This window comes from Pseudomonas entomophila (assembly GCF_013523125.1).
GTDB classification, from domain to species: domain Bacteria; phylum Pseudomonadota; class Gammaproteobacteria; order Pseudomonadales; family Pseudomonadaceae; genus Aquipseudomonas; species Aquipseudomonas entomophila_B.
This window is the reverse complement of the sequence record NZ_JAAMQJ010000014.1, coordinates 1-25,884: the sequence shown is the minus strand read 5'-3', so window position 1 is coordinate 25,884 and position 25,884 is coordinate 1. Positions and strand designations below refer to the sequence as shown.

Here is a 25,884-nt window from a genome sequence, read left to right as displayed (position 1 = left end):
GCAGCGCTGCAGACTCTAGGGTTTCCCCAGCACCGCTGCCAGGCGCGCTCCGCCCGGTGCGCCCTGCAGGCTTTGCAGGCGTCCTTGCGCATCGCGGTAGAAGACCGCCGGCGTCGCGCTCAGCCCCAGCGACTGCATCAGTGCCTGGTTGGCTTCCAGCCGCTTGCCGAGGGCTTCGGGGATCGGCGTCAACGGGGCCAGCGAGCTGCGCTTGCCCGCCCGTTCATGGTCGGCCAGGGCCTTGACCGGCTCCTTCGCGGCCAGCAGCGCCGCCGACTTGCCCAGGCTGTCGGCACGAATGATCCCGACCATCACGTGCCGCACCTGCACCTTGCCCGAGGTCACCCAGGGCCGCACTTGCTCCCAGAACAGCGTGCAGTAGGGGCAGTTGGGGTCACTGAACACGTAGAGGGTCTGTGGCGCATCGTCCCGGCCGTCGGCGATCCAGGCCGATTGGGCCAACTGGCCCCACACCACTTCGCCCATCGGCCCGTACACCAGCCGTTCCAAGGGTTCGGCGCTCAGGTCCTGACCCTGGTCGTCGAACAGCGTGCCGACCAGCACGTGCTTGCCGTCTTCGGTGAGGTACAGCGCCATGGCGTTGTTCTGGTATTCGGCGGCGTAGCCCTGCAGGCCGCCAGGGGTCTCGAAGCGGCCCTTGATCACCGCGCCCTTGTCCTGCAACTGGCGGATCGGCTCGGGAAACGACTCGGCATGGGCCAGCGAGGCGCACAACAGGGTCGACAGCAGAGAGAGTCGTGAAAGCACATGCATGATCAATGTCCTGTGGAATCGGGGGCAGACGGGGTCGACTGCAGAAGGGGAAGCAGCGCATGGCGCAGGCTGGCGCGCGATAGCTCGCCCAGGTGGCTGCCCACCAGGCGACCGTCGGCGTCGTAGAACAGGGTCGTCGGCAGCGCGCCAGAGCCGACACGACGCGCCAGCTCGCCTGCTTCGTCGAACAGCACGCGTGAGCCCGTCAGCCCGGCCGTGGCGAGGAAAGTCCCAAGCAGTTCGGGCGTCTCGCCCTGGTTGACGAACAGGAAGGTCACGCCAGGATAGGCATGCTGAGCCTCCTGCAGGACCGGGATCTCGCGTCGGCAGGGCGGGCACCAGCTGGCCCACAGGTTGACCACCAGCGGTCTCCCGGCGTAGTGCTGCAGCGTCACGGGCCGCTGCTGTGCGTCGTGCAGGGTCAGTTCGGGCAATCGGGTCTGCTGTTCGTGCCAGTGGCCAAGCAGCCCGCCCGCTGCCCACACGACCGCGGCGCCGAGCAGGCTCCAGGCCAGCGGGCGACGTGCCTGAGGCCTGCGCCAGCCGAACAGCAGGGCGGCCAGGACGAGACCCAGCACACCCGGCAGCGCCAGGAAACCGCCATCGCGTACATCGAGGGCCTGCCAGGGGTCGGCCTGGTAGCTCGGCCAGTAGGCGATGACGAAGCCCATTCGCGCGCAGGCCAGACCCAGCAGCATCAGGTTGAAGACGATCGGGCGCGTGTCCACGCGACCGCGTCGCGCCAATCCGCCACCGATCAGGCTCGCCATGGCCAGTGCCACCAGCAGCACCAGGTGATCGTAGGCCAGGGTCACCGGGCCGAAGCTCAGGCTCAGCATCATCCTTGGCTCCGGGTCTGTTGCCAGTGCGCCAGGAACGTCGGCGCATCGACTTGGCCCGTCAGGCGGCGGGCGCGCCGCTCCTGGCCATCAGGGCCCAGCCAGATCAGCGTGGGCGGGCCGGGCACCTGGTAGCGGCGCAGCAGCTCGGCGCTGGCGTGGCCGTCGGTGGTCACGTCCAGGCGCAGCAGCCGTACACCGGCCAGGCTGGCCTGCACGTCGGCGCGCGCGAACACCTCGCGTTCCATGACCTTGCAGGCCGCACACCAGTCGGCCGAATAGTCCAGCAGCACCCAGTGCCCGGCCTGACGTGCCGCGTCCAGTTCGCGCTGCAGGGCGGCTGGCTCGCTGACGGTCGTGAACGGTGCCTGGGCGCCCGCCTGCTCGCGTGGCACGCCTTGATCGACGAACGGGCGCAGGGGTTGCCAGGGATGCTCGGCGCCTGCGCTCGCCCCGATGACCAGCAACGCCCCCCACAGACCGGCGATCAGGCCCAGCGCGCGCAGGTGAGGCAGCGCCTCCAGCGTCAGCCACAGGGCCCAGGCCAGGGCCAGCAGCCAGGCGCCGCACAAGGCGACCACCAGCGGCGCCGGCAGCAGGCTGCGCACGGTGTACAGCGCCATGCCCAGGAACACGAAACCAAACACGCCCTTGACCCGGTTCATCCAAGCGCCGGGGCGGGGCAGGTAGCGGTTGCCCAGGATCACCAGCAGCAGTAGCGGTGCGCCCATGCCCAGGCCCAGGCTGAACAGCACCAGTGCGCCCTGCCAGGCATCGCCGCTCTGGGCGATGTACAGCAAGGCGCCGGCCAGGGGCGCGGTCATGCAGGGACCGAGCAGCAGGCCGGACAGTGCCCCCAGCAGCGCCGCGCCATACAGGCTGCCGCCGCGGGTGCCCTGGCCGGCGCGGTCCAGCCGGTCGCGCAGGGCGGCCGGCAACTGCAGCTCGAAGGCGCCGAACATCGGCAGGGCCAGCGCCACGAACAGGGCCGCCAGAATACCGAGCAACCAGGGTTGCTGCAGCGCGGCCTGCACGCTGGCGCCCAGCAGGGCGGCCACCACGCCGAGCACCGCGTACACCAGGGCCATGCAGAGCACGTACACCCCGGCCAGCAGCCAGCCACGCCGGGCACGGGCACCGCTGCCCACGACCAGGCCGGCCAGGATCGGCAGCATGGGCAGCGAACAGGGGGTGAAGGCCAGCAGCAGGCCCAGGCCGAAGAACGCCAGCAGGCTCCACCCCAGGCCACGGGCGCCCAGCTCGCCGGCCAGGCTCTGATCGTCGGCCAGGGCTGGCGCCGTGACAGGCACGCCGCCCAGGTCGATCAGGCGGGTCTGCGGGGGATAGCACAAGCCGGCGTCGGCGCAGCCCTGCCAGCCCAGGCGCAGTGAACCCCTGGCGCTGGCGGGCAGATCGAGGGTCAAGGCGTGCCGGTAGATGGCCGATTCGCCGAAGAATTCGTCATGGTGCGTCGTTGCCTGCGGCAGCACCGGATGCTGCCCGGCGGGCAGACCCTCGAACGACAGACGCTTCTGGTACAGGTAGTACCCTTCGCGGATGTCGAAATGCAGACGCATCCGACCCTCGGGCAAGCGTTCCTGGCTGAGCGCGAAGGCTTGATCGACCGGCAGGAAATCGGCTGGACGATCGAACGGATTGGCCTGCAGCGGCCCGGCGAGCCACAGCAGGATGAACAACGACAGCGAGCGCATGACGAGCACCTGGAAGAAACGAGACAGGTCGGCATGCTCGGCGGGTGAGATTAACCACGGATTAATCCACGCCCCACAGGGAAAAGACGGTCTTGTTTCCCTAGGCGTGCGCGGCATAATCCCGGCTTAATTCGGCCCTGTTCCACTGGTCGCCCTGTTTCCTGGAGGCCCGGCATGCACGTACTGCTCTGCGAGGACGATGACCTGATCGCCAGCGGCATCGCCGCAGGCCTGGTCGCCCAAGGCCTGGTGGTCGACCGCGTCGCCACGGCCTCGGCGGCGCGCGCCCTGCTGCAGGCCGCGCGCTTCGATGTGATGATCCTCGACCTCGGCCTGCCGGACGAAGACGGCCTCAAGCTGCTGCGGCGCTTGCGCCAGCAGGGCGAAACCCTGCCGGTACTGGTGCTCACCGCGCGCGATGCCGTCACCGACCGGGTGGAAGGCCTGCAGGCCGGCGCCGACGACTACTTGCTCAAGCCGTTCGACCTGCGCGAGCTGGCAGCGCGGCTGCACACCTTGCTACGGCGGGTGGCCGGCCGTGCGGTCAACGTGATCGAGCATGGCCCGTTGCACTATGACCCCAGCCGCTGCCAGGCCAGCCTCGCCGGGCAGCCGGTCGACCTGTCGCGGCGCGAGCAGGCGTTGTTGCAGGCCCTGTTGCAGAATCCCGGCCGAGTGCTGTCCAGCGAGCAGCTCAAGGACTGTGTCTACGGATTCGGCGACGAGGTCGAAAGCAACGCCCTCAACGTGCACATTCACCATCTGCGACGCAAGCTGGGCAACGGCATCGTCGAGACCGTCCGGGGCCTGGGCTATCGACTGGGGCCGGCGCAGGTACCCGGAGCACCTGAAGCATGAGCCTGCGCCTGCGCTTGAGCCTGATCCTGGGCAGTGCCTTCATCGTCATCTGGGCCCTGGCCGCTGCCTGGATGCTGCGCGACCTGCGCCAGCAGATGATGTTCTCTCTCGATCAGCGCCTGGTGGCGTCGGCCCGCATGGTCGCCGGGTTGGTCGACCAGCTGCCCCAGCCGCTGTCGGCGCGGGAGGAACACGCGCATTTCTCGGCCGATCAGCTCAGCATCCCGGATGGCATGGCCTGCCAGGTCAGTTCACTGCGCGGCGAGATCCTGGCCAGCAACCACGCGCACGACGGCACGATGGAGACCCGGAGCAGCGGTTTCCTCGATCAGGTCATCGACGGCGTGAGCTGGCGCACCTTTAGTTACGAGCATGGCGACGTGCGCATCACCACCGCCGACCGCCATGAAGAACGCGAAGCGCTGAACCGTTCCATTCTGCTGGCCGCGTCGGCCCCGGTGCTGATGGCCCTGCTCGGCAGCCTGGGCTTGCTGTGGATGGGCCTGGGCAAGGGCCTGGCGCCCTTGCAGCGCATGCGCGACGCGCTGATGCACCGGCGCGCCGACAGCGTCGAGCCGTTGCAGGTGGCCGGCATGCCCAGCGAGTTGCAACCGCTGCTGGAAACCCAGAACCAGTTGTTCCGGCGTATCGCCCAGACCCTGGAGCGCGAGCGCCGCCTGACCGACGATGCCGCACACGAGCTGCGCAGCCCGTTGACCGCGGTCAAGACCCATCTGCAAGTGGCGCGCATGACCGAGGGGCCTGTACGCGAGCAGGCCCTGGCCCATGCCGAGGCAGGCGCCGACCGGCTGCACCGCACGCTGGAGCAGCTGTTGCTCCTGGCCCGCGTCGAAGGCAGCCTGTCGTTCGACGACGGCGTGCAGTGTACCGCCGCGCAGGTGGTACGCCAGGCCGTGCAGGACGCCCATGGGGATTCACAGCGCATCCAGCTGTGTCTGCCCGAGGAAGCCACCCAGGCCTACCTGAGCATGCCGGCGCCCTTGGCGGTGGCGGCGCTGCGCAACCTGCTGGACAACGCGCTGCGCCACGCCGGCAGTGAGTCGCCCGTCGAACTGACGCTGCAACTGAGCGAAGACCGCGCCATCTTCGTCGTGCGCGACCATGGAGCGGGCATCGCTTCCGACGACCTCGAGCACCTGACCGAGCGCTTCTGGCGCCATGGCCAGAGCGGCGGCTGCGGCCTGGGGCTGGCGATCGTCCAGGCCATCGCCCAGCGCTGTGCCGCGCGTCTCGACTTCGACAGTCGGGACGATGGGTTGCGGGTGCGCCTGGACATCCCGGCGCGGGTTGGCTGATCGCCAGGGGTTTGCCGGCCATGGCTAAATCCCGGCCAGGCTGAAGCGTTTTTCAAGCGACGACCCCCGACGCCCTTCTGCTTGCAGGCGCGTGGCGGGCACCTTTCTTCGCTTGCGAGGTTTCCCTCGATGTCGACCGCTACCCTGCTTGCCCGCGCCGTTCCCGTCAGTGAACCGGCCCCGTTGTACGAATTCACCGATTCACCGCTGCTGCTGCGCCAACAGCAACAGGAATCCAACGCTCGCAGCTATCCACGGCGCCTGCCGCTGGCGCTCAAGCGCGCGCGGGGTGTGTATGTCGAGGATGTCGAGGGCCGTCAGTTCATCGATTGCCTGGCCGGGGCAGGCACGCTGGCCCTGGGGCACAACCACCCGGTGGTGGTGGAGGCCATCCAGCGCGTGCTGGCCGACGAGTTGCCGCTGCATACCCTGGACCTGACCACACCGGTCAAGGATCGCTTCGTCCAGGACCTGTTCGCCCTCCTGCCCGAAGGACTGCGCCGGGAGGCCAGGATCCAGTTCTGTGGCCCGACCGGCACCGATGCGGTGGAGGCCGCGCTCAAACTGGTCCGTACCGCGACTGGGCGCAGCACCGTGCTGGCCTTCCAAGGCGCCTACCACGGCATGAGCCAGGGCGCCTTGAGCCTGATGGGCAGCCTGGGACCGAAAAAACCGCTCGGGGCGCTGCTCGGCAATGGGGTGCAGTTCATGCCGTACCCCTACGACTACCGCTGCCCCTTCGGCCTAGGTGGCGCCGCAGGCGTGCAGGCCAACCTGCATTACCTGGAGACGCTGCTCAACGACCCCGAGGCAGGCGTGGCGCTACCGGCGGCGGTGATCGTCGAGGTGGTGCAGGGCGAGGGCGGGGTGATCCCCGCCGACCTGGACTGGCTGCGTGGGGTGCGGCGTCTCACCGAGCAGGCTGGCGTGGCGATGATCGTCGATGAGATCCAGAGCGGTTTCGCCCGCACGGGCCGGATGTTCGCCTTCGAGCATGCCGGCATCGTCCCGGACGTGGTCACCTTGTCCAAGGCCATCGGTGGCAGCCTGCCGTTGGCGGTGGTGGTCTACCGCGAGTGGCTGGACACCTGGGGGCCGGGCGCCCACGCCGGAACCTTCCGTGGCAACCAGATGGCCATGGCGGCCGGGTCGGCGGTGATCGCCTACCTGGTCGAGCACGACGTGTGCGCCCACGCCGAGGCCATGGGCTTGCGCCTGCGGGGTCATCTGCAGCGGTTGCAGCGGGACTTCGCGCAGCTGGGCGACATCCGTGGGCGCGGCTTGATGCTGGGGGTCGAACTGGTCGACCCGCAGGGTGAGCGCGATGCCTTGGGGCATCCGCCGGTGTGTCGCCAGTTGGCGCCGCGGTTGCAGCGTGAGTGCCTGCGACGCGGGCTGATCCTCGAGCTGGGCGGGCGGCACGGGGCGGTGGTGCGCTTCCTGCCGCCGCTGGTCATCACGGCCGAGCAGATCGATGACGTCGCAGCGCGGTTCGGGCGGGCGCTGGCGGCAGCGGTGGGGTGAGGGCAAGCTGTAGGGGCGATTGTCTTTTTCTGCTACAACGCATTGACTGTTTTTATGGGCCCGCCAGGGCCCATGACATCCGCCACCCCGTCTGTCAGGTCAGCCCTACGATCCTTGCAAAGCCCCGGTCAACGGTACTCACTCCAGGCTCTGCCCCGCGCGCCAATACCCCATCAGGGTCAGGCAGCGCTTGGCCAGCCCGCGCTCCTGGAGCAGGTAGCGACGCATCTCGCGCACGGCCGTCGCCTCTCCGGCGATCCAGGCCTGGAAGTCCGACGCGGTCTGGCCGCCTTGCTCCCAGAGGATCTGCTGGTCCAGGTCGATGTCGTCGAACGCTTCGCCACTGCCCTGGGGCGCCGGCAACGACACCCGTTCGCGCACCGCCTGCAGCATTCCTTGCCCCTGGGCCTGACCCGATCGGTCCCGTGGCAACCAGTGCACCTGCGTATTCGGCCCATGGCGCAGCATCAGGCAGTCGTCCGCCAGGGGCACTTCGAGGTAGGCATGCACGGTCAGCTCGGGCCTGCGGTCGGCCAGTTGCTCGAGAATCCCGGCGATCGCGGGCAGGGCGGTTTCGTCACCGACCAGCAGCACGTGGCGTGTGGTCTCGGCCAGCTTCCACTCATAGCCACCCGGGTCGCCGGCATAGTCCAGGTTCGGCGCCACCATCTGCAGGCGGTCGCCCGGGCGGGCGTCGGTCGCCCAGGCCGAAGCCGGGCCGTTGACGCCGTGCAGCACGAAGTCCACGTCCACTTCCGCCGCCTCGCGGCGCAGCGCACGCAGGGTGTAGGTGCGCATCGGCGGCGTGTGCTCCGGGCGCAGGCCACGGCGTGCCTTTTGCCAGTGGGGGCCGTGAGGCAGGCTGGGCGGCGCGCCGGCAGGCGTGGGGAAGAACAGCTTGACGCGCTGATCGGGGGCCAAGGTGGTCATCCGGCGCACGTCCTCGCCACCGAACACGTAGCGACACAGCGAAGGGCTGAGCCGTTCGATGGCCTTGAGTTCGAGGTCGAACAGGCCGTACGCAGTGGCCTGGGAGCGTTTGGGGCGCAGAAGGGCGAACATCGGGCGTACCTCGTGTCTAGGGTCCTACCGGAGAAACGACCTGGATCGCCCGTGAATTACACGCGCGCCTCACGCGGGTTAAATTTCGCCTGCCGCGCTACGTTCTTGCTGGACAGGGTTGGGCGGTACGGTCCGGCGGATGAGAGGCGCAATGACAATTTCTCGACGATGGTTCATCGCCGGCCTGGCGGCCGCTGGCGCGGCGGGAACCGGGGCCTATCACGCGCACAAGGTGCTTACCCACGACCCCGAGGACGATATCGTCACGCCGGGGGAGGCCAGCGTCGAACTGGCCGACTACCCCGGCCAGGTGCTCGCCGATCGCTTGCGCGGTATCTGGGACATCCGCCTCGACGGTCAGCAGGCGCGACTCGAGGGGCTTCCCGCGACTGGGCTCGAGTTGCTGCTCGACGTGGCCAGCAAGGGCCGCGGCCTGCGCGGCTACCTCGACACCGGCGAGGCGCTGCGCAGCGAGGCGGTCGCCGCCTATCGGGTGGTCGGCGACCTGGTCGGGGTTGACGGCAGCCGCGTACGCTGGCGGCTGTTCAGCCAGCGTGGCGGGCCGAGCTACGTCTTCGACGCGGACCTCGACGAGGTCTGGGGCGAGTACGCCAACGCGGGCAGGGGCAGCCTGAGCGGTCAGCTGCAGCGCCTCGACCGGCCGTTGACCCTGCCAGTCGCCGATGGCCGCTTCGTCGCGCTCAAGCGGCCGTTCCCCGAAGCCCGCGAGCGCCTGGCGTTCAATGACCGCATGACCGAATGGGTGATCGCCCCCGAACATCGCCTGTTCCATCAACTCTGGCATGCCAGCCGCGACCGCTGGCACGAGTTGCCCGAGGAGCGCCGCCAGGCCCTGCGCGGGCTGGGCTGGCAGCCAGGGCCCCGCGACCGTGAACGCGATGCCCGCGGTCCACGCAAGCACCGCAACGGCTCGGGCGTGGACTTTCTGTTCATGCACCGGCACATGCTGGCCCAGGCCCGGCGCTTGCAGGACCTGCCGTCCTGGCAGCAGTTTCCGTTGCCACAGCGTTCGGTCGAGCGGGACCGGCAAGGATTCATTCGCTACTGCGAGAACCACGACGGCCTGAGCGTGCCGCCCGCCTGGCAGGCGCCCGGGGATGATGCCTACGGTCAGTGGGTCTCGGCGATCAAGACCGACGAGACGTTCTGCAGCAACTTCCAGGTCTGGGAATCGCAGTACCAGGACCCGCTGTACCTGGCCAACCTGTCGCTCGGCGCCTTCGGCTCGGCGTTGGAGATGACCCTGCATGACTGGCTGCACATGTGCTGGGCCAGCGTGCCACGCGATCCGTCCAATGGCGCACCGGTGCCGTTCGCCCGCGACCCGGCGGACTTTGCGCCGCGCTGGTTCGGCCCGGACAACGACTTTCTCGGCGATCCGTTCTCGTCCCACGTCCATCCGGTGTTCTGGGGGTTTCATGGCTGGATCGACGACCGTATCGAGGACTGGTACCGCGCCCATGAGCGTCATCACCCTGGCCAGGTGCAGCGGCGGGAGGTCGCCGGCGTGCGCTGGTTCGCACCCGGCGATTGGGTGGAAGTGGGAGACCCTTGGCTCGGGCCGCTCACCCATGGCTGCAGCACCGTGCCTGGCACTCAGCCCGGTCGCTCGGTGGAGATGGACGTGGAGACCATGAAGCTGGCGCTGCGCCTGACCTTCGGCCCGGAAGAGGCCCTGGCGCGACTGACGCGCCAGGTTCCACAGCGGCCCTGGTATGCCCGGCACCTGTCGCTGCGCAACCTGCTGACCTGAAGGCGCCCGGTTGGCTGATCGCCTGCGCATGAGCGACAATGGGCGCCCTTTCACGGAGCTGCCCATGACCGACCACACCCCCGATGCCGTTCTCGATGCCAGCGGGCTCAACTGCCCGGAGCCGGTGATGATGCTGCACCAGCACGTGCGTGACCTGGCGGCCGGCGGCCTGCTCAAGGTGATCGCCACCGACCCCTCGACGCGTCGCGACATCCCCAAGTTCTGCACCTTTCTCGGGCATGAACTGGTGAACCAGCAGGAAGACGCCGGCACCTACCTGTACTGGATCCGCAAGAAGCACGACTGAGCCCTGGCTGGTCGGGCGTGCCCCCAGCGCCTACACTGCGTTCCCCTGACTGGAGAACGCCCATGCTGATTGTTGCCGACGAAAACATCCCGCTGCTCGATGCCTTTTTCGCAGGCTTCGGCGAGATCCGCCGTTACCCAGGGCGCGCCATCGACGCCGCCTGTGTCAAGGATGCCGACGTGCTGCTGGTACGCTCGGTGACCCGGGTCGATCGCCACCTGCTGCAGGGCAGCCGCGTGCGCTTCGTCGGCACCTGCACCATCGGCACCGACCACCTGGACCTCGAGCATTTCGCCCAGGCCGGGATCCACTGGAGCAGCGCGCCGGGCTGCAACGCACGGGGGGTGGTGGACTACGTGCTGGGCAGCCTGCTGACCCTGTCCGACCTCGAGGGCGTCGACCTGGCCACGCGTACCTATGGCGTGGTCGGGGCCGGTGAGGTCGGGGGCCGTCTGGTGCAGGTGCTGCGCGGGCTGGGCTGGAAGGTGCTGGTCTGCGACCCGCCGCGCCAGACCGGCGAGGGCGGTGACTTCGTCAGCCTCGACACGGTGCTCGCGCAGTGCGACGTGATCAGCCTGCACACCCCGCTGCTGCGCGACGGCCCGCACCCCACCTGGCACCTGCTCGGCGGCGCCCAGCTGGCGCAGCTGCGCACCGGCGCCTGGCTGATCAATGCCAGCCGCGGGCCGGTGGTCGACAACGCCGCGCTGCGCGCGTGCCTGCAGGCGCGCGACGACCTGCACGCCGTGCTCGATGTCTGGGAAGGCGAACCCCAGGTGGACCTGGCCCTGGCCGACCTGTGCACCCTGGCCACGCCGCACATCGCCGGCTACAGCCTCGATGGGCGCCAGCGTGGTACGGCGCAGGTGTACCAGGCCCTGTGCCGTTGGCTGGGCCGGGCGCCCCAGGTGCACCTGGCCGCGCTGTTGCCAGCGCAAGCGTTGACCGAACTGACCTTCGACGCCAGTGCCGACCCAGCCTGGGTGCTCTCGACCCTGTGCCGCGCGGTGTACGACCCGCGCCGCGACGATGCCGACTTCCGGCGCAGCCTGAGCGACGATGTGGCGGCGCAGAAGGCCGGGTTCGATCGGCTGCGCAAGCAGTATCCACCGCGTCGCGAGATCGAAGGGTTGCGGGTGAAGGTGGCGGGGCAGGGGCAGGCCATTGCTGCATTGGCGCGGGCATTGGGGGCGCAGGTGGTGTGAGGTAGTGTCGAGAGGGTGCGGATCGTCTATAGACCCTGGCCTGAAGGGAAACGGTGGTGGGCGGCAAGATCGCTATCGCCGGCAAGCCGGCTCCCACAGGTGACCGCGATGAACTGCCTTTAGCAATTTAGCAATAAAGCCAGCCTGTGAGCCCACGCAGTGGCGAACCTGTGGGAGCGGGATTGCCCGCGATGGCGGAGGTGCAGCACCGATGATGGCTCACCGTTTTGAGGCACGTACAGTCACTGACCGACCCAAGCGCCCTTCATGAAAAAGACCGACCTTCACCCCTCTGACGCCCAGGGATGAAGATCGGTCTCACTGCATTCAATGCGACTCGCTACGCTCTTTTTCGAGCGCCTTGCAGGCCTGCTGGATCATCGATTCGGTGATCGGCACTTCGCGGCCTTGCTGATCGATGATCGAACCACAGGCGTGAAGCTGCTCGTGGGGTTGCTGGGTGTTCGGAGTGTCTTGGTGGGTGTGCATGCTCATGTCCTGTCTCTTCATCAGGTTTCAGCTCAGGGTAGAGGCGGGCGATGTCGCGCGTGTGACAGCGTCGACATGCCCGGCGACCTCAGTGCAACAGATTCACGGTCGGAACGCCAGAGTCCCTTTAGAACGAAGGGTTATAGGCAGGGAGGCCATTGGCCTGTCCACTGCTGCGTCCGTGAAGTGGGACGCACAGCGACGGGCCAGGGTTCCCACCGATCGTCGCGATGATAGTCTTGACCTTTCGCTTTCACAGGCTCGACCCATGCATGCTCCGCTGTCTTCTCCGCAACGCCAGGCCTTGCACCTGGCCTGGCGCTTTGTGCGTCCTTACCGCACGCGCCTGCTACTGGCCCTCCTGGCGCTGGTGGTGACCGCCGGTATCACCCTGTCCCTGGGCCAAGGCATCCGGCTGCTGGTCGACCAAGGCTTCATGACCCGTTCGCCACACCTGCTCAACCAGTCCATCGGCGTGTTCATGGGGCTGGTGCTGGCCCTGGCCCTCGGCACCTTCAGCCGCTTCTACCTGGTCTCGTGGATCGGCGAGCGCTGCGTGGCCGACCTGCGCCGTGCGGTGTTCGATCACCTGCTGAGCCTGCATCCCGGCTTTTTCGAGGACAATCGCAGCGCCGAGATCCAGTCGCGGCTGACCACCGACACCACGCTGTTGCAGTCGGTGATCGGCTCGTCCCTGTCGATGTTCCTGCGCAATGCGTTGATGGTGATCGGCGGCATCGTGCTGCTGTTCGTCACCAACCCCAAGCTCACCGGCATCGTGGTCGCTGCCCTGCCGCTGGTGCTGGCGCCGATCCTGCTGTTCGGTCGCAGCGTGCGCCGGCTGTCGCGCCAGAGCCAGGACCGGGTCGCCGACGTCGGCAGCTACGTGGCCGAGACCCTGGGCCAGATCAAGACCGTGCAGGCCTACAACCACCAGGCGTGCGACCGTCAGCGGTTTGCCGACACGGTGGAAGACGCCTTCGATGTCGCCCGGCGCCGTATCGCTCAGCGTGCCTGGCTGATCACCCTGGTCATCGGGCTGGTGCTCGGCGCGGTCGGGGTGATGCTCTGGGTCGGCGGTATGGATGTGATCGCCGGGCGCATCTCCAGCGGCGAACTGGCGGCCTTCGTCTTCTACAGCCTGATCGTCGGCAGCGCCTTCGGCACGTTGAGCGAGGTCATCGGCGAGCTGCAGCGCGCCGCCGGAGCGGCCGAGCGCATCGCCGAGCTGCTCGCCGCACGCAGTCAGATCCTGCCACCGGCCTCTCCCGCGCGGGTGCCGGGCGGTCGCGCCACGGGCCGGGTCGAACTCCAGGACGTGCACTTCGCCTACCCGTCGCGCCCCGGTGTCGCGGCGCTGGATGGCCTGGACCTGTGCATCGAACCGGGCCAGACGGTGGCGCTGGTCGGCCCGTCGGGCGCCGGCAAGTCGACCCTGTTCGACCTGCTGCTGCGTTTCTACGACCCCCAGCGGGGCGTCATCCGGCTCGATGGCCAGGCCATCGACACCTTGGACCCGGCCGCACTGCGCCGCCAGTTCGCCCTGGTCGCGCAGCAGCCTGCGCTGTTTCGTGGCAGCGTCGAGGACAACCTGCGCTATGCCAGGCCCGACGCCAGCCAGGCCGAGGTCGAGGCGGCCGTCCGTGGCGCCCACGCCCATGACTTCATCCTGCGCTTGCCCGACGGATACCAGACCCTATTGGGTGAGGGTGGTCTCGGTCTGTCCGGTGGCCAGCGCCAACGCCTGGCGATCGCCCGCGCCTTGCTGGCCGATGCCCCGATCCTGCTGCTGGACGAGGCCACCAGCGCCCTGGACGCCCAGAGCGAGCACTTGATCCAGCAGGCGCTGCCCTCGCTGATGGCCGGGCGCACCACCCTGGTCATCGCCCACCGCCTGGCCACGGTGCAGCATGCCGACCGCATCGCCGTCATGGACCAGGGCCGCGTGGTTGCCATCGGCACCCACCGCCAACTGCGCGACAGCAGCCCGTTGTATGCCCGGTTGGCGGCCTTGCAGTTCGGTCAGTCGGCAAGCGATGTGAGATAAATCTTCAATTTGTAACAAATTTGTCGCATTGGCTTGAGAGCATTCGCCTCGGTTGTCGTGCATACCCCGCAAAGGCCGCTTGCCTTGGGCGGCCCATCCGCTCTCAAGGCAGGCACGCCGCGGTACAAGGACGTTCGCGGTACGCCTACCTGCGGTATGCGCTGCTTTCTCCGTCCTTGTTCCGAGAGCGACTGTCTTGCGTAAATCCCTGCGTGTGCAATTTCTCACCCTGCTGGGCGGTAGCCTGGCGGCGATGCTGCTGATCGCCATGGTCTGCTTCCAGTTCCTGTCTGCCAGCGTGCGCGATTACGGCGAGCTGATCGACGGTCCGTTACGCGAATCGCAACTGATCGACGAAGCCAACCTTCAGTTCAAGATTCAAGTCCAGGAATGGAAGAACGTGCTGCTGCGCGGCCGTGAACCTGCCGAACTCGACAAGTACTGGCAGCAGTTCCAGGCACGCGAGCAGCAGGTGCAGCAGTTGCTCGGCGAACTGATCGCGGGGGGCGATGCCGAGCTGCGTGACCCGCTGACCCAGCTCAAGCAAAGCCATCAGCAGTTGGGCGAGGCCTACGCGCGCGGACGGCAAGCCTTCCTTGCCGCTGGGGGTGACCCACGCGCAGGCGATCTGGCGGTCAAGGGGGTGGATCGCGCGGCCAGCGAGCAGATGAGCGCCCTGGTCGAGCGACTGCGTGGGGAGGCCCGTGAACAGGCCCAGGGCATCAATGGACGCGCTGAGCGTACCGTCATGGTGGGCGTGCTGGTGATGCTGGCCTCGGCGCTGCTGGTCGGCGTGTTGAGCCTGTGGCTGCTCAATCGCACGCTGATCGCGCCGATCCGCGTGCTGATCGACTACGTCGCCCAGCTCAGCCAAGGCCGTTTCGCCGCACGGGTCGCCGACGGTCGCCAGGACGAACTGGGTCGCCTGGCCGTCGCCGCCAACACGTTGCGCGATTTTCTGGCCGATACCGTCGGCAGTCTCAAGCGCAACACCGTGGAGCTGGAAACCGCCAGCGACCAGTTGCGCGGTGTGGCCGGCGACATGGCACGCGGTACCCACGATCAGTTCCAGCGTACCGACCAGGTCGCCACCGCCATGCATGAAATGTCCGCCACGGCGCAGGAGGTGGCCCGCCATGCGGCGGATGCGGCCCAGGCGGCCGATGAGGCCGACCACAATGCCCAGGCCGGCGAGCGGGTGATGCAGACCACCATCGACCTGATCGAGCAGGTCAACCGAGAAATCGCGGACACTGCCGGTGTGATCCGCCATCTGGAAAGCGACAGCACGCGCATCGGCAAGGTGCTGGAGGTGATACGCGGCATTGCCGAGCAGACCAACCTGCTGGCGCTCAACGCCGCCATCGAAGCGGCCCGCGCCGGTGAGGCCGGCCGTGGGTTCGCCGTGGTTGCTGACGAGGTGCGCAGCCTGGCCCAGCGGACAGCGGCCTCGATCGCCGAAATCCACCAGATCATCGAAGCCGTGCAGTCCGGCGCGGTCGACGCCGTCAAGGCCATCGAAAGCGGTCAGCAGCGCAGTGAAGCCGGGGCAGGGCAGGTGGTCGAGGCCGGGCGCATGCTGCAACGCATCACCACGTCGATAGAAGCGATCCGCGACATGAACCGGCAGATCGCCACGGCCGCCGAAGAGCAGACCAGCGTGGCCGACGACATCTCGCGCAACCTGGTGGACATCACCCGGATCGCCACCGACAACCAGCAGGCCGTGCAGCAGACCGAGCAGGCCGGGCAGCGCTTGCATGCCCTGTCCGGTCAGTTGGGCACGCTCACGGCTCGGTTGAGTGCCTGAAGCAGCGGCAAGCAGCAAGCAGCAAGCGGCAAGCGGCAAGCTGCAAGTAGAAGCGATTCGCAGGGCTTTGGGGTCAGCGCCTAGTACCTAGATCGCTGCCGCTGACCTACAGCCCTAGACATCCGCTTGTAGCTTGTAGCTTGTAGCTTGTAGCTTGCCGCTCGCCCCCCCTCCGCTAATTTTCCCCCATCTGATTCCGTTTCGTAGGGATACCTCCGGGTCCCCCGATCACCTGCAACGGAAATCAGTCGATGAACGCCGAAAAGTCCCTCCAACTCGCCAGCCGTTTCATCGAGCTTCCCGAAGACAAGCGTCGGCTGTTCCTCGAGCGGTTGCGTGGCGAGGGGATCGACTTCGCCCAGTTCCCGATCCCGGCGAACGTCCAGGCGCCCGATCGCCAGGCGTTGTCCTACGCCCAACAGCGCATGTGGGTGCTTTGGCAGATGGACCGCCACAGTGGTGCCTACAACCTGCCCGGCGCAGTGCGGCTCGACGGGCCGCTGGATCGGGCGGCGCTGGAGCAGGCGTTCACCGTCGTGCTCGCGCGGCACCAGAGCCTGGGCATGGTGTTCCGGCAGCAGGCCGATGAACGGCCCGTGCAGGTCGAGGGCGGGGCACCGGCGCCGATCGAGGTGATCGACCTGCGTCACCTGGCGCCTGCGGACCGAGCGCGCGAGGTGCAGGCGAGCGTCGAAGCCGAATCGTTGAAGCCGTTCGACCTGGCGCAGGGCCCGTTGCTGCGCATTCGCCTGTTGCAACTGGACGCGCAGGAACACGTCTTGCTGCTGACCTTGCACCACATCGTCTCCGACGGCTGGTCGATGACCGTGCTGATCGACGAGTTCAGCCGTTGCTACGACGCGTTCGCCCAAGGCGAGCAGCCGCAACTGCCGGCCTTGCCGATCCAGTATGTGGACTATGCCTTGTGGCAGCGGCGCTGGCTCGAAGCCGGTGAACTGGAGCGACAGCTGGCCTACTGGCAGGCGCAGCTGGGCGACGAACAGCCGGTGCTCGAACTGCCGCTGGACCATCCCCGGCCGGCCGCACCGAGCGGGCGCGGCAGTCGTCATGCCTTCACGGTCGAGGCGACGTTGGCCGAGCAGGTGCGCGGCTTCGCGCGTCAACACACCCTGACGCCGTTCATGGTGCTGCTGGGATCGTTCGGCCTGCTGTTGCAGCGCTACACCGGCCAGACCGACCTGCGCGTGGGCAGCCCGGTGGCCAACCGCAACCGCGCCGAAGTCGAAGGGCTGATCGGCCTGTTCGTCAACACCCAGGTGCTGCGCCTGCAACCTGAGTCCCGCACCGATGGCCTGACCTACCTGCAAGCCATCCGCGACACCGTCCTGGGCGCCCAGGCCCACCAGGACCTGCCATTCGAGCGTTTGCTCGAGGCGCTCAAGGTCGAGCGCAGCCTCAGCCATGCGCCGCTGTTCCAGGTGATGTACAACCACCAGCCGCACGTCGCCGACCTGGCCGCGGTCACCCTGGCGTCGGGCTTGCAGCTGTCGCACCTGGCCTGGCGCAGCCGCACCACTCAGTTCGACCTGAGCCTGGACACCTACGAACAAGGCGGCACGCTGCAAGCGGCGTTCACCTACGCCAGCGACCTGTTCGAGGCGGCCACCGTCGAGGCCATGGCCCAGCATTGGCAGACACTGCTGCGCGCTCTGGTCGAGCGGCCCGAGACGGCGCTGTGGCAACTGCCGATGCTCGATGCGTCGACCCGCGCCACCGTGCTGGACACCTGGAACGACACCGCCCGCGAGTACCCCGGCCCGACCGGTGTCCACCAGCTGTTCGAGGCACAGGTCCGACGCACGCCGGATGCACCCGCTCTGGTCTTCGGCGAGACGACCCTCAGCTACGCCCAGCTCGATACCCGCGCCAACCGTCTGGCGCATTACCTGCGCAGCCAGGGCGCCGATACCGACACCCTGATCGGCACCAGCCTGCAGCGCAGCGTGGACCTGGTCGTGGGGTTGCTGGCGATCCTCAAGGCGGGCGCTGCCTATGTGCCGCTGGATCCGGACTACCCGGCCGAACGCCTGGCCTACATGATCGACGACAGCGGCATCGGTCTGCTGTTGACCCACCAGGCCGTGCAGGCCGACCTGCCAGCGCTGCCTGGCGTTCAGTGCCTGACCCTCGACACGCTGGCGCTGGACGACCAGCCCGACCACGCGCCCGAGGTGCGCGTCGATCCACGTCAACTGGCCTACGTGATCTACACCTCAGGCTCCACCGGCCGGCCGAAAGGCGCGGGCAACAGCCACGAGGCGTTGGTCAACCGCCTGCACTGGATGCAGAACGCCTACCGCCTGGACGCCAGCGACACGGTGCTGCAAAAGACCCCGTTCAGCTTCGACGTCTCGGTCTGGGAGTTCTTCTGGCCGCTGATAACCGGCGCACGCCTGGCCGTGGCCGCCCCCGGCGAGCACCGTGACCCGGCGCGCCTGATCGAGACCCTGGGCCGCTACCAGGTCAGCACGTTGCACTTCGTGCCGTCGATGCTCCAGGCGTTCATCCATGAACCTGGGGTAGAGGCCTGCCACAGCCTGCGCCGCATCGTCTGCAGCGGCGAGGCCTTGCCGGTGGAGGCGCAGGCGCAGGTCTTCGCCAGGCTGCCGAAGGCCGCGCTGTACAACCTGTATGGTCCGACCGAAGCGGCCATCGACGTCACCCACTGGACCTGCGTCGAGGAAGGCCGTGACAGCGTGCCGATCGGTGTGCCGATCGCCAACCTGCGTACCTACGTGCTCGACGCCGGGCTCGAGCCGGTCGCGCCGGGTGTGTCCGGCGAGCTGTACCTGGGCGGCATCGGGCTGGCACGCGGTTATCACCGCCGTCCGGGGCTGACCGCCGAACGCTTCGTCGCCGATCCCTTCGTGGTCGGCCAGCGCCTCTACCGCACCGGCGACCGAGTGCGTCAGCGGCCCGATGGCGTGATCGAGTACCTGGGCCGTCTCGACCACCAGGTCAAACTCCGTGGCCTGCGCATCGAACTGGGCGAGATCGAGGCGCGCCTGGTGCAACAGGCCGGGGTGCGTGAAGCAGTGGTGCTGGCGCTGGACGGCAAGCAGCTGGTGGCCTACCTGGTGCTCGACGCGCAGCCCGACGGTTGGCAGCAAGGGCTCAAGGACGGCTTGGCGCAGGCACTGCCCGAGTTCATGGTGCCCAGCCACCTGGTTGCGCTGGAGCGCTGGCCGCTGACCCCCAACGGCAAGCTCGACCGCAAGGCCCTGCCACGGCCTGACGCCACCCCATGCAGTCGCTTCGAGGCGCCCGAAACCGCCACGCAGCAGGCGCTGGCGGCGATCTGGCGCGAGGTGCTGGGCGTGCCCGAGGTCGGTCTGGAAGACAACTTCTTCGCGCTGGGCGGCGACTCCATCATCGCCATCCAGGTGGTCAGCCGTGCCCGACGCGAAGGGTTGCACTTCAGCCCGCGCGACCTGTTCCAGTTCCAGACCCTGCGCCGCCTGGCCGGCGCCGCCGGGCGACCGTCCACCGCCCCCGTCGAGCAGGCACCCGCCACGGGCCCGGTGACCCTGAGCCCGGTGCAGCACCACTTCTTCGAGCAGGCCATCCCGGCGCGCCATCACTGGAACCAGTCCGTGCTGCTGCGCGCGCGTCTGCCCCTGCAGCCCCAGGCACTGCTGGCCGCCCTGACCGCGGTGGTCAACCACCATGACGCCCTGCGACTGCGCTTCACGGCGTCGGCCGAGGGCTGGTCCCAGCACTATGGCCAGACCGGCGAGTGCCTCGATCTCTGGCAGCGCCAGGCCACCGACAGCGCCGACCTGATGCGCCTGTGCGACGAGGCCCAGCGTAGCCTCGACCTGCAGCAGGGGCCTCTGCTACGTGCGCTGCTGGTGGCCCTGCCCGACGGCGAGCAACGCCTGCTGCTGGTCATCCACCATTTGGCGGTCGATGGCGTGTCGTGGCGCATTCTGCTCGACGACCTCGAGCAGGCTTATGCCCAGCACCAGACCGGCCAGGCCGCGACCCTGCCGGCCCGCACCAGCAGCTACCAGGCCTGGACGGCCCGGTTGGTCGAGTGGCTACCGACGGCGGCCGAGCAGTTGCCTTACTGGCAGGCGCAACGGGTGGACGGCGAGCTGCCCTGCGACCGGCCGGGGGCGCTGGCGACCCAGCGACAGGCGGCCAAGGTGGCCTCGCGGCTCTCGCCCGAGAGGACGCGGCAATTGCTGCAGGCAGCGCCAGCGGCCTATCGCACCCAAGTCAACGACCTCCTGCTGACCGCCCTGGCGCGGGTCCTGTGCCGCTGGAGCGGCGCCCAGGCGGCCTTGCTGCAGCTGGAAGGACACGGGCGTGAAGACCTGTTCGACGGCCTCGACCTGACCCGCAGCGTCGGCTGGTTCACCAGCCTGTACCCGGTCCGGCTGCAGCCGCAGGCGGGGCTCGGCGAGTCGATCAAGGCGATCAAGGAACAACTACGCGCCGTGCCCGACAAAGGGCTTGGCCATGGCGTGCTGCGCTACCTGAGCGATGTGGCGACCCAGGCGGCGCTGGCCGCGCTTCCGGCACCGCGGGTCACCTTCAATTACCTCGGCCAGTTCGACGGCCAGTTCGAGGGCGCCGCCGTGTTCACGCCGGCTCATGAGCAGGGCGGCGGCGGGCAGGACCTGGACGCACCGCTGGCCAACTGGCTGACCGTGGAAGGCCAGGTGTACGCAGGCGAACTGACGTTACAGTGGGGCTACAGCCGCGACCAGTTCGAGACCGACACCGTCCAGGCCCTGGCCGACGCCTACACCCAGGAGCTCGAGGCCCTGGTCGTCCATTGCCTGGCGGTGCCGGCCGGGCAGCCGTCACCGGCGGACTTCCCGCTGGCCCAGCTCGACCAGGCGCAGCTCGACGGTCTGCCAATCCCAGGGCCCTCCATCGAAGACCTGTACCCGCTGTCGCCCATGCAGCAGGGCCTGTTCTTCCACGCCCTCTACGACACCGACGACGGTGCCTACATCAACCAACTGCGCCTGGACATCGGCGGGCTGGACCTGACGCGCTTCTGGCAGGCCTGGGAGACCGCGTGCGCACGTCACGAGATCCTGCGCAGCAGCATCCACTGGCACGGCCTGGACAGCGCGCACCAGGTCGTCCACCGCGCCTTGGCGCTGCCCCTTGAGGTCATCGACACGCCCACCGCCGACCTCGACGCCCTGGCCGAGGCCGAACGCACGCGTGGCTTCGACCTGAGCTGCGCACCGCTGTGGCGCCTGTTGCTGGCGCGCACCGGACCGGACGACTGGCAGCTGATCTACACCAGCCACCACATCCTGCTCGACGGCTGGAGCAACGCCCAGCTGCTGGCCGAGGTGATCGGGCACTACGCTGGCGAGCGGCCCACTGCGGCGCAGGGGCGTTTCCGGGACTACCTGGGCTGGCTGGCGCAGCAGGCGACCGACGCGGCCGAACGCTTCTGGACGCCTCGACTGAGCGCGTTGCCAGGCCCGACCCTGCTGGCCCAGGCGCTGCGTCGCCCCGACGTGGCGGCCGGCGAGGGGCACTACCTGGCGCAGATCGACACGCCGCAGACCGAGGCGCTGGAGCGCTTCGCCCGTCAGCACAAGGTCACCCTCAACACCCTGTTCCAGGCGGCCTGGGGCCTGCTCTTGCAACGCCTGACCGGCCAGTCCTGCGTGGTCTTCGGCGCCACGGTGTCGGGACGTTCGGCACCGCTGCCCGGCATCGAAGACCAGCTGGGCCTGTTCATCAACACCTTGCCGGTGCTGGTCGATGCCGCGCCGCAGCGCACGGTGCAGGCGTACCTGGAAGACGTCCAGGCCTTCAACCTCGAACTGCGCGAGTTCGAGCACGTGCCGCTCTACACCGTGCAAGGCTGGGCCGGGCACCAGGGCACGGCGCTGTTCGACAGCCTGCTGGTGTTCGAGAACTTCCCGGTGGCAGAGGCCCTGCGCCAGGGCGCGCCGGCCGGTCTGCGTTTCGGCGCGGTCCACAACCACGAGCGCACCCACTACCCGCTGACCCTGGGCATCGAGCGCGGGGAGGGCGTGCGCCTGGAATTCAGCTACGACCCGGCGGCGTTCGACGCAGCCCAGGTGCGCCAACTGGGCGCCAGCCTGCTGCACCTGCTTACTCAGATGCACCAGGCGCCCGACGCCGCCGTCGGCACCCTCGACCTGCTGGACGCGCCTGCCCGCACCGACCTGCTCGCGACCAGCCGAGGCCCGGCGGTGACGCCGTGCGGCACCGGTCTGGTCCACCAGCGCATCAGCGCCCAGGCCCGGCGTCGGCCCGAGGCGTTGGCCGTGCACTGTGGCGAGGTCCGCCTGAGCTACGGCGACCTGGAGCGCCAGGCCAACCAGCTGGCCCATCGACTGATCGCCGAGGGCGTGCGCCCCGGGCAGCGAGTGGGCCTGGCCGTGCACCGCGGGCCGCGGCTGATCGTCAGCCTGCTGGCAGTACTCAAGAGCGGCGCGGCGTACGTGCCGCTGGACGCCCAGTATCCCCGTGAACGCCTGGCCTACATGGTCGAGGACAGCGGCCTGGACCTGCTGCTGTGCGACGACGGTCTGCTCACCGACCTGACCCTGCCGGCAGGCGTGCCGCGCCTGGAACTGACGGCGCTGTGCGAGGCGGCCGCGCCTCTGGCCGATCAGGCGCCGCAGGTGGCGTTCGACGCCGAGCACCTGGCCTACATCATCTACACCTCCGGCTCCACCGGGCGGCCCAAGGGCGTGGCGATCAGTCATGCGGCCTTGGCCGAGTTCACCGACAGTGCGACCGCGTACTCCTGCCTGGTCGAAGACGACCGCGTGCTGCAGTTCGCCACCTTCAGTTTCGACGGCTTCGTCGAGCAGTGCTATCCGCCGCTGTGCACGGGCGCCGCGCTGGTCATGCGCGGCGAGACGCTGTGGGACGTCGAGCAACTGACCCAGGTGATCGTCGCGCAGCAGGTGACCCTGGCGGACTTGCCGGCCGCTTACTGGCACCTGCTCGCCCGTGCCTGCGCGGCCACGCCGGGGCAGGGGCTCGGACGCCTGCGCCAGGTCCACGTGGGCGGCGAGGCGATGTCGGTCGAAGGCCTGCGCCTGTGGCATGCTGCCGGCCTGGGGTCGATCCGCCTGGTCAACACCTATGGCCCGACCGAGGCCACGGTGGTCTCGAGCGTGCACGACTGTCGCCTGGAGGACGCCCATGACGGCCACGGCATTCCCATCGGGCAGGCCATCGCCGGCCGCTCGCTGTACGTGCTCGACCCGACCGGCGCGCTGCTACCCGCCGAAGCCGTCGGCGAGCTGTGCATCGCCGCCACCCACGGCCTGGCCCAGCAGTACGTGAACCGCCCGGCGCTCACGGCCGAGCGCTTCCTGCCCGACCCGCATGCGCAGGTACCCGGCGCGCGGCTGTACCGCAGCGGCGACCTGGCGCGCTATACCCGCGCGGGCGTCCTGGAGTACGTCGGGCGGATCGACCATCAGGTGAAGATCCGCGGCCTGCGCATCGAGGTCGGCGAGATCGAAGCCTGCCTGCACGGGCTGGCAGCTGTCCGCGAAGCGGCCGTGCTGGCCCTGGCTAGCCCCACCGGCACCCAGTTGGTGGCCTACCTCAGCGCCATTCAGCCACAGCCCGACGCCCAGTGGCTGGACGCCGTGCGCGCCACCCTGCGCCAGGCGCTGCCCGACTACATGATTCCGGCCCACTGGCAGGTGCTCGACAGGCTGCCGTTGAACGTCAACGGCAAGCTCGACCGCGCTGCCTTGCCCGTGCCCGACTTCGGCGCCGGGCAACACGCCTACGAAGCGCCGCGCACTGCCTTGCAGGCTCGCCTGGCGATGCTCTGGGCGCAGGTGTTGCAGGTCGAGCCGATCGGGCTGGCCGATGATTTCTTCGAGCGCGGCGGGCACTCGCTGCTGGCCACGCAACTGATCGCACGGATCCGCCAGACGCTGGCCCTGGAGGTGCCGCTGCGCGCGCTGTTCGCGCACCCGACCCTGGGCGCCTTCGCCGAGGTGTGCGCGGCCCTGGTACCCGCAGGCACGTCCGCCATCCCCGTCCTGCCACGCGAGGCGACCATGCCCGTCTCCTATGCCCAGGAGCGGCAGTGGTTCCTCTGGCGCCTGGACCCGGACAGCGCCGCCTACAACGTGCCTCTGGCGCTGCGCATCGACGGGCCCCTGGACCTGGCGGCGTTGCAAGGCGCGTTCGACCGGGTCATCGCGCGTCACGAACCGCTGCGTACCACCTTCAGCGACGAGGCGGGGTCGCTGTGCCAGCGCATCCAGCCCACCCTGGTGCTGCCATTGGAGGTCGAGCAGGCGCCGAATGCAGACACGGACACCGTCTTGGCCTGGGTCGATGCCCAGGTGCGCCAGCCCTTCGACCTGGTGAGCGGGCCTCTGCTGCGCGTGCGCCTGCTGGCGCTGGACACCCAGACCCACGTGCTGGTGATCGTGCAGCACCACATCATCGCCGACGGCGCCTCCATGGGCGTGTTGATCGATGAGCTGCTGCAGGGGTACCACGGCCTGGACGCCGCGCCGCTGAGCGTGCAGTACGCCGACTACGCCGCCTGGCAACGCCAGTGGCTCGATGGCGGCGAACGGCAACGGCAGCTGGACTACTGGACCGAGCGTCTGGGCGGCGAGCAGCCGGTGCTGGCGCTGCCGTTCGACCGGGCGCGCCCGGCCACGCGTCGCCTGCGCGGCGCCCGCCTGGAACTGGCCATGCCGCCTGCGCTGGGCGATGCCCTGCGTCAGTTGGCCCAGGCCCAGGACGTGACCCTGTTCATGGTCCTGCTGGCGGCGTTCCAGACCCTGCTGCACCGCTACAGCGGGCAGTCCGACATCCGCGTCGGGGTGCCGGTCGCCAACCGCACCCGCGCCGAGACCGAGCGCCTGATCGGTTTCTTCGTCAACACCCAGGTGCTGAGCGCCGAGATCGATCCGCGCCTGCCGTTCACCACGCTGTTGCAACAGACCCGCCAGGCGGCGCTCGATGCCCAGGCCCATCAGGACCTGCCGTTCGAGCAATTGGTCGAGGCCCTGGCGCCCGAACGCAACCTCAGCCACAGCCCGCTGTTCCAGGTGCTGTTCAACCACCAGGCCCGTGAGCGTCAGGCCCGCGAATGGGGCGACCTGCGTCTTTCACCTTTGACCTGGGACAGCGGCAGCGCACAGTTCGACCTGGTGCTCGATACCTGCGAGACCGAGCAGGGCCTGGTGGCCTCGCTGGCCTACGACCGCGACCTGTTCGATCGGCCGACCGTCGAACGCCTGGCGGCGCACTTCACCGCGTTGTTGCAAGGGATCGTCGCTCGCCCGGATCGAACGGTGGCCGAGTTGCCGTTGCTGGCGGCGCATGAGCGCGACCAGGCGCTGGTGCAGTGGAACGACACGGCGGTCCCTTGCCCGCTGGACAGCAGTGTTCAGCAGTTGATCGAAGCGCAAGTGCAACGCACCCCCGAGGCCGAAGCGTTGGTGTTTGGCGGGACGCGCTTGAGCTATGCGCAGCTCAATGAACGTGCCAACCGGTTGGCCCATCGCCTGATCGAACTGGGCGTCGGTCCTGATGTACGGGTGGGCATCGCGGCCGAGCGCAGCGTGGAGATGGTGGTGGGGCTGCTGGCCATTCTGAAGGCCGGGGGCGCCTATGTGCCGCTGGATCCGGAATACCCGCAGGATCGTTTGCGCTACATGCTGCAAGACAGTGGCGTGAGCCTGCTGTTGACGCAAAGCCATCTGGATTTGCCGTTGAGCGAGGGCGTGCAGACGCTGGCGTTGGATCTGGAGCCAGGCAGCGAGTGCAGCCACGATCCGCAGGTGCCGGTGCACCCTGAAAACCTGGCTTATGTGATCTACACCTCCGGCTCCACGGGCCGCCCGAAAGGGGCGGGCAACCGTCATTCGGCACTGGTCAACCGGCTGTGCTGGATGCAAGACGCCTACGGCCTGACGGCAGACGATACGGTGCTGCAAAAAACCCCGTTCAGCTTCGACGTGTCGGTGTGGGAATTCTTCTGGCCGCTGATGACTGGCGCACGGTTGGTCGTGGCTGCTCCAGGGGATCATCGCGACCCAGCACGCCTGATCGAGCTGATTACCCGCGAGCAGGTCAGCACGCTGCACTTCGTGCCCTCGATGCTGCAGGCCTTCATGCAGGACCTGAACGTCTCGCGCTGCA

The 25,884-nt window shown here is 68.6% G+C and carries 14 protein-coding genes and 1 pseudogene; 10 read left to right on the top strand and 5 right to left on the bottom strand.

All coding sequences use genetic code 11. The features are described from left to right. Positions 1 to 15: 15 nt before the first annotated feature. The 3 genes from dsbG to dsbD are packed head-to-tail and all read right to left on the bottom strand — an operon-like array spanning position 16 to position 3,325. Positions 16 to 774, bottom strand: coding sequence for a thiol:disulfide interchange protein DsbG (gene dsbG / locus G7007_RS09770; RefSeq protein WP_181101266.1), 759 nt, complete (start codon positions 772 to 774; stop codon positions 16 to 18). A 2-nt stretch (positions 775 to 776) separates the two neighbouring features. Further along, positions 777 to 1,613, bottom strand: a complete 837-nt coding sequence (locus tag G7007_RS09765) for a TlpA disulfide reductase family protein (protein WP_181101369.1) — start codon at positions 1,611 to 1,613, stop codon at positions 777 to 779. Next, positions 1,613 to 3,325: a protein-disulfide reductase DsbD gene (dsbD, locus tag G7007_RS09760; protein ID WP_181101264.1), complete on the bottom strand. Its 1,713-nt coding sequence runs from the start codon at positions 3,323 to 3,325 to the stop codon at positions 1,613 to 1,615. Before dsbD ends, G7007_RS09765 begins: the two co-directional genes overlap by 1 nt. A gap of 174 nt (positions 3,326 to 3,499) precedes the next feature. Between dsbD and G7007_RS09755 the strand changes: the two genes are divergently transcribed. The 3 genes from G7007_RS09755 (at position 3,500) to G7007_RS09745 (ending at position 7,023) form a co-directional block, all read left to right on the top strand. Next, a complete protein-coding gene (locus tag G7007_RS09755) occupies positions 3,500 to 4,183 on the top strand; it encodes a response regulator (RefSeq protein ID WP_181101262.1) in 684 nt (227 codons plus the stop codon). Beyond that, the gene (locus G7007_RS09750) at positions 4,180 to 5,499 is read left to right on the top strand and encodes an ATP-binding protein (protein ID WP_181101260.1); all 1,320 of its coding nucleotides are present in this window, start codon (positions 4,180 to 4,182) and stop codon (positions 5,497 to 5,499) included. Before G7007_RS09755 ends, G7007_RS09750 begins: the two co-directional genes overlap by 4 nt. A 129-nt stretch (positions 5,500 to 5,628) precedes the next feature. Then, positions 5,629 to 7,023, top strand: coding sequence for an aspartate aminotransferase family protein (locus G7007_RS09745; RefSeq protein WP_181101259.1), 1,395 nt, complete (start codon positions 5,629 to 5,631; stop codon positions 7,021 to 7,023). A 138-nt stretch (positions 7,024 to 7,161) separates the two neighbouring features. Here the strand turns inward: G7007_RS09745 and G7007_RS09740 are convergent, their stop codons facing one another. Beyond that, the gene (locus G7007_RS09740; protein ID WP_181101257.1) at positions 7,162 to 8,085 is read right to left on the bottom strand and encodes a siderophore-interacting protein; all 924 of its coding nucleotides are present in this window, start codon (positions 8,083 to 8,085) and stop codon (positions 7,162 to 7,164) included. A 151-nt stretch (positions 8,086 to 8,236) separates the two neighbouring features. Between G7007_RS09740 and pvdP the strand changes: the two genes are divergently transcribed. The 3 genes from pvdP (at position 8,237) to pdxB (ending at position 11,371) form a co-directional block, all read left to right on the top strand. Beyond that, positions 8,237 to 9,859 (top strand): pyoverdine maturation tyrosinase PvdP, encoded by a 1,623-nt coding sequence (pvdP, locus tag G7007_RS09735; protein WP_181101255.1) that lies wholly within the window; start codon positions 8,237 to 8,239, stop codon positions 9,857 to 9,859. A gap of 64 nt (positions 9,860 to 9,923) precedes the next feature. Then, positions 9,924 to 10,166: a sulfurtransferase TusA gene (gene tusA, locus G7007_RS09730; RefSeq protein WP_181101253.1), complete on the top strand. Its 243-nt coding sequence runs from the start codon at positions 9,924 to 9,926 to the stop codon at positions 10,164 to 10,166. Positions 10,167 to 10,228: 62 nt separating this feature from the next. Beyond that, positions 10,229 to 11,371, top strand: coding sequence for a 4-phosphoerythronate dehydrogenase PdxB (pdxB, locus tag G7007_RS09725; RefSeq protein ID WP_181101251.1), 1,143 nt, complete (start codon positions 10,229 to 10,231; stop codon positions 11,369 to 11,371). A gap of 327 nt (positions 11,372 to 11,698) precedes the next feature. On the opposite strand, the gene G7007_RS09720 is transcribed toward pdxB, so the two are convergent. Next, positions 11,699 to 11,866: a PA1571 family protein gene (locus G7007_RS09720; RefSeq protein ID WP_375139487.1), complete on the bottom strand. Its 168-nt coding sequence runs from the start codon at positions 11,864 to 11,866 to the stop codon at positions 11,699 to 11,701. Between the two features lie 262 nt (positions 11,867 to 12,128). On the opposite strand from G7007_RS09720, the gene G7007_RS09715 reads away from it, so the two are divergent. The 4 genes and pseudogenes from G7007_RS09715 to G7007_RS09705 all read left to right on the top strand — a co-directional run. Beyond that, positions 12,129 to 13,907: an ABC transporter transmembrane domain-containing protein gene (locus G7007_RS09715; RefSeq protein WP_181101247.1), complete on the top strand. Its 1,779-nt coding sequence runs from the start codon at positions 12,129 to 12,131 to the stop codon at positions 13,905 to 13,907. A gap of 253 nt (positions 13,908 to 14,160) precedes the next feature. Continuing rightward, a pseudogene (locus G7007_RS22505) lies at positions 14,161 to 14,784 on the top strand (methyl-accepting chemotaxis protein); the annotation flags it as partial. A 165-nt stretch (positions 14,785 to 14,949) separates the two neighbouring features. Beyond that, positions 14,950 to 15,717, top strand: a complete 768-nt coding sequence (locus G7007_RS22500) for a methyl-accepting chemotaxis protein (RefSeq protein ID WP_375139488.1) — start codon at positions 14,950 to 14,952, stop codon at positions 15,715 to 15,717. Between the two features lie 251 nt (positions 15,718 to 15,968). Beyond that, positions 15,969 to 25,884 (top strand): non-ribosomal peptide synthetase (locus G7007_RS09705; protein WP_181101245.1); only part of this gene is annotated, 9,916 nt, incomplete at its 3' end.

Coding starts and splice junctions, on each gene's coding strand:
- dsbG (WP_181101266.1), bottom strand. CDS start 774: ATGCATGTGCTTTCACGACTCTCTCTGCTGTCGACCCTGTTGTGCGCC.
- G7007_RS09765 (WP_181101369.1), bottom strand. CDS start 1,613: ATGCTGAGCCTGAGCTTCGGCCCGGTGACCCTGGCCTACGATCACCTG.
- dsbD (WP_181101264.1), bottom strand. CDS start 3,325: ATGCGCTCGCTGTCGTTGTTCATCCTGCTGTGGCTCGCCGGGCCGCTG.
- G7007_RS09755 (WP_181101262.1), top strand. CDS start 3,500: ATGCACGTACTGCTCTGCGAGGACGATGACCTGATCGCCAGCGGCATC.
- G7007_RS09750 (WP_181101260.1), top strand. CDS start 4,180: ATGAGCCTGCGCCTGCGCTTGAGCCTGATCCTGGGCAGTGCCTTCATC.
- G7007_RS09745 (WP_181101259.1), top strand. CDS start 5,629: ATGTCGACCGCTACCCTGCTTGCCCGCGCCGTTCCCGTCAGTGAACCG.
- G7007_RS09740 (WP_181101257.1), bottom strand. CDS start 8,085: ATGTTCGCCCTTCTGCGCCCCAAACGCTCCCAGGCCACTGCGTACGGC.
- pvdP (WP_181101255.1), top strand. CDS start 8,237: ATGACAATTTCTCGACGATGGTTCATCGCCGGCCTGGCGGCCGCTGGC.
- tusA (WP_181101253.1), top strand. CDS start 9,924: ATGACCGACCACACCCCCGATGCCGTTCTCGATGCCAGCGGGCTCAAC.
- pdxB (WP_181101251.1), top strand. CDS start 10,229: ATGCTGATTGTTGCCGACGAAAACATCCCGCTGCTCGATGCCTTTTTC.
- G7007_RS09720 (WP_375139487.1), bottom strand. CDS start 11,866: ATGAGCATGCACACCCACCAAGACACTCCGAACACCCAGCAACCCCAC.
- G7007_RS09715 (WP_181101247.1), top strand. CDS start 12,129: ATGCATGCTCCGCTGTCTTCTCCGCAACGCCAGGCCTTGCACCTGGCC.
- G7007_RS22500 (WP_375139488.1), top strand. CDS start 14,950: ATGGCACGCGGTACCCACGATCAGTTCCAGCGTACCGACCAGGTCGCC.